The organism is Mesobacillus boroniphilus JCM 21738, from assembly GCF_000517385.1.
GTDB classification, from domain to species: Bacteria; Bacillota; Bacilli; order Bacillales; family Cytobacillaceae; genus Mesobacillus; species Mesobacillus boroniphilus.
The window spans coordinates 1-3,553 of sequence record NZ_BAUW01000162.1; the positions used below are offsets into that span (position 1 = coordinate 1).

Annotated in this window: 3 protein-coding genes; 1 reads left to right on the top strand and 2 read right to left on the bottom strand. The window is 36.6% G+C overall.

All coding sequences use genetic code 11. The features are described 5' to 3' along the window. Positions 1 to 10 precede the first annotated feature (10 nt). Positions 11 to 574: a hydrolase gene (locus JCM21738_RS24610; RefSeq protein WP_232215933.1), complete on the top strand. Its 564-nt coding sequence runs from the start codon at positions 11 to 13 to the stop codon at positions 572 to 574. A gap of 919 nt (positions 575 to 1,493) precedes the next feature. Here the strand turns inward: JCM21738_RS24610 and JCM21738_RS21165 are convergent. Next, positions 1,494 to 2,117 carry a DUF5626 family protein gene (locus JCM21738_RS21165; RefSeq protein WP_023626845.1) on the bottom strand — a complete coding sequence of 208 codons (624 nt, stop codon included), beginning with the start codon at positions 2,115 to 2,117 and terminating at the stop codon, positions 1,494 to 1,496. A gap of 227 nt (positions 2,118 to 2,344) precedes the next feature. Beyond that, the gene (locus tag JCM21738_RS23660; RefSeq protein ID WP_023626844.1) at positions 2,345 to 2,656 is read right to left on the bottom strand and encodes a hypothetical protein; all 312 of its coding nucleotides are present in this window, start codon (positions 2,654 to 2,656) and stop codon (positions 2,345 to 2,347) included. Positions 2,657 to 3,553: the final 897 nt, after the last annotated feature.

Here is a 3,553-nt window from a genome sequence, read left to right on the forward strand (position 1 = left end):
ACCAACGCCACTGGCTCTATGTCCGACAATGAAGGTGGCTGCGGACAGCATTGCACCAGATGCAATTTCCCCTAAAGATTTATCACATTTCTATAAAGGTGAGATAGAAGATTATTCGAGATACATTGATTATAAGGAATTTTTACATAAATATAATTCACAAGCAGAATGTCATTATATACTTGGTTATTATACACATTTAATCTCTGATAATATTTGGCTGAAAGGGTTTTATCTCTCTTGGTTAAGAAATAGAATGGAAGCTGATGATGAAATATTAGCTCTATATCACCATGATTTCAATTTATTGAATGGGAAATTATTGGAATACTATGGTTTTAAAAATGAATTGAGAAAAGTGCTAAACACCGATAATATTCCAATCACCATAGAATTACAAGAGGTTAACTCGAGAGATCTTAATGAAATCATACCTTATGTATTAGATGATATGGAATACTCGGAAGAAGTCATAAACGAAAAACTAAATGTATTCACCTTTAATCAGATCGTTGGTTATATAGAGACATCAGTTCAATTAGGCGTATTAATGATAAAGAATAAAATCTCATAAATACCTTCAAATATATTTAATTCAGAAGGGTTTAATATATAACGTCATTGAGAATAAGTATTCTCATTATATTAACATACAATTCATTTATGCCGATTGTTGAGAAAGTAAATTAAACCTTGAAAATCTGAATAATGAGCCTTACACAGCATTACTGCAAAATTGGTCCGAGGGTAGAAGTCTACTAATTTGGTAGCCTTTCTACCTGGTTTAGCTTTTGTCACCTTATACTATTCTGGTAAAAATCAAATTAACTCTTTTAAATATCAGTTATTAAATTCCGATTGGTGAAGATTCTAATAATTTTATTTGTTTTCTTACCTCATTAACCGGTTGGAACGGCTTCATAACACACTCGCAGAAATTCTGGGCCGCCCAACTTTTTTATTAATTTCTTCACAGCTTCTTGGCTATGAGGAATCATTCCCCAATATCTTGGTTCTTCTCTTCCTTCTTCGGCAATAGCGACGGCAATTTTTTCTTTTGATACGTCTAAACCTACATATTTTTATGGTATCCTTCATAATGACTAGCTCCTTCCGTAATGCAGCTCTGATTTGGGTATGTTTTCTAATAGTAAACATTCTAACCAAATTAACCTACGATGTTACGAGTAAGGAGCTAGTTTCGTTCATGATAACTCGTCGTTCCACTCCTGCGGGATTTTCCCTGACCCATGCTCTCGTTGGAGTCTACGCGCCTGGAACGTAATCAATAGAGTACCAATAAATCAACATTGTGCTTTAACATAGCTGAAAAATAAAAAGGCAATCCTCCGAAGAGAATTGCCTTCTTTCTCGTTTATGCATCTTTAGTTTTTTTTTATCATTCTGCTGATTACATAAACGACTCCTACCAATACGACTAAAATCAATCCTGGGACTACGAGGTTTAAGCTCATTTTAACAGTCCTTTCGTGTTAGTTACCTCCGGAAATGAAGTATCCATCTTGGACTCTACCATAGATATATAATATGGTACTAACAGGGGCAGTAAAATTCAATGAATATTTAGCCTCAGCTGGTAAAGAGCTTGTTTCATATTTTCTTGTAATAGCCAATGTGTCACGGTTAACGACACCTGGAGGAATAACTACATACCATTGATCATAAGCATCAACAATTTGACCCAAACCAGTAGATGTGCTTCTGTAGACTTGAGTATAGAAGTGATAGTTTACAGTAGCTGCATACCAATAAACTTTAAAAGTTTTGTAGACACCTGTCGGAAGAGCTGTACTTCCAAGAGCTGAAATTTCTCCTGGTTGACTCTCAACTACTGTTTGACTTGCAACTTCCTCAACACCTAAAACACCGATTGCTTCACCTTTGTCATTCATAACAACTTGCTCACTACTTGTTCCGTTGACCAAGTCGACTTCTAGCTTAGTTTTCTTTAAAGCTGCTTGCATTTCTTTAAAGTCTGCTTTAGCAAACTTCATATCTGCCTTAGGATCAGCTGCTTCTGCTTGAGAGAATGCAAACATTGGTACAACTAACAACACACACAGTAAAGATAGAATAGTGGACTTCAAAACCTTCATTTCCTTATCCCTACTTTCTATGTAATTTGTCTTGCACCTTCATTCTATCTTGGTAGATATATAGAACAATAGGGCCTTTTATCCTATTTATAAAAATATTTCCAATTATTGAATAATTTGTGAACATCTCGGTTTAAATTATTAATAAATTCTTTCGCTATAAACGAAACCAATAAAGATAATTGTCCAAATTAAGAGTTCTCCTTGAAAACGTTCCATCCAACCTTTCAATCGATTATGGAAGTTATTAACCTAGGGTGGTAACGTTTCTCTTTCAATTCAAGGAAGATTTCATTCATGAACTTCCTTTCCCCGTAATCCAAGACGATTTGTTCAATCATCTGTCCGTCGACACCTCCACTTCCTTTTTTCTGTTTCACACTTTGCCATGCTTCCCATAAGATGTCAGGCCGATAAATCTTGTCATATAATGCATGAAATCTACGTGTTGGACTTTCCTTAGCACAAAGATATAACGTCTTCCAGTGTTCTTGAGCTTTATCAATATTGGTGTAGTTAGCCATTTTCCTGGCATTCACTGACTCTTACCTCCTTTAGACATATGAACGAAGTAGGGTACAGGCATTCGCCGTCCTTTCCTAGACAATGTTGTGTTGTCATTGTCATCATTGGTACTATGACCCCTTCCGACTCCCTCTCATCCCTTCACCATTTCGTTTTCACTTATAGGTTTCAGCTTTACTTTCATTAGAAAGTGATGAGGAGGGTATCCCCAGTTCCGTTAATTACTTTCCTGACATGTCGCTCCCCATACTCCGAGAGATTCTTCGGTGCTGTTTCCAAGTTCTTCACACCTTCCATGGTCTTCGCCTATAGTCCCAAGGCTCGACTTCTCTTTGGCTGCCAAATGGCAGGTTCTTTTGACGAAACGGCAGGATTCACTTTATGTTACAACCTGTCAGGTCGCTCGCACTCCTGAAAGGGAGTTACTTTGTCACAGGGCTTCAACCTTAGGATTTCTCCACCAGCTGCCTGTCAGCTACTGAGCGTCTTGTCACTTACTCAGATTGGACTTTCACCAACTAGCAATTAACGGCTTGCCTGGGCACGCAAACCAAAAAGATCTCCCGAATAAAATCGTGAAACCTCATTTCAAGTTATTCATAAACATAATTCTACATACTATTGGAAATCAAATATTTTGAGAAAATTAAAATGACAGTGAGCCTTCAGCTTACTGTCGTTTTTTATTTCGTTATGGTTTAACAATCTCTTCTGCTGTTTATTTGATTTGACTTCCTCAAAACCCTCACTTCTGTAACCGTCAGATTACTTTAAACACTTTTTGCTGATTTTAAGTTTACACTTGCAAAGAATATAGAACGCTTAATATCGCGATGTTCTTTTATGGGCGGCGACAAGTGGTAAGTTTGTAATAGGTTTATCGGATACAATGAATGATTTTTTATATTCAG

Coding starts and splice junctions, on each gene's coding strand:
- JCM21738_RS21165 (WP_023626845.1), bottom strand. CDS start 2,117: ATGAAGGTTTTGAAGTCCACTATTCTATCTTTACTGTGTGTGTTGTTA.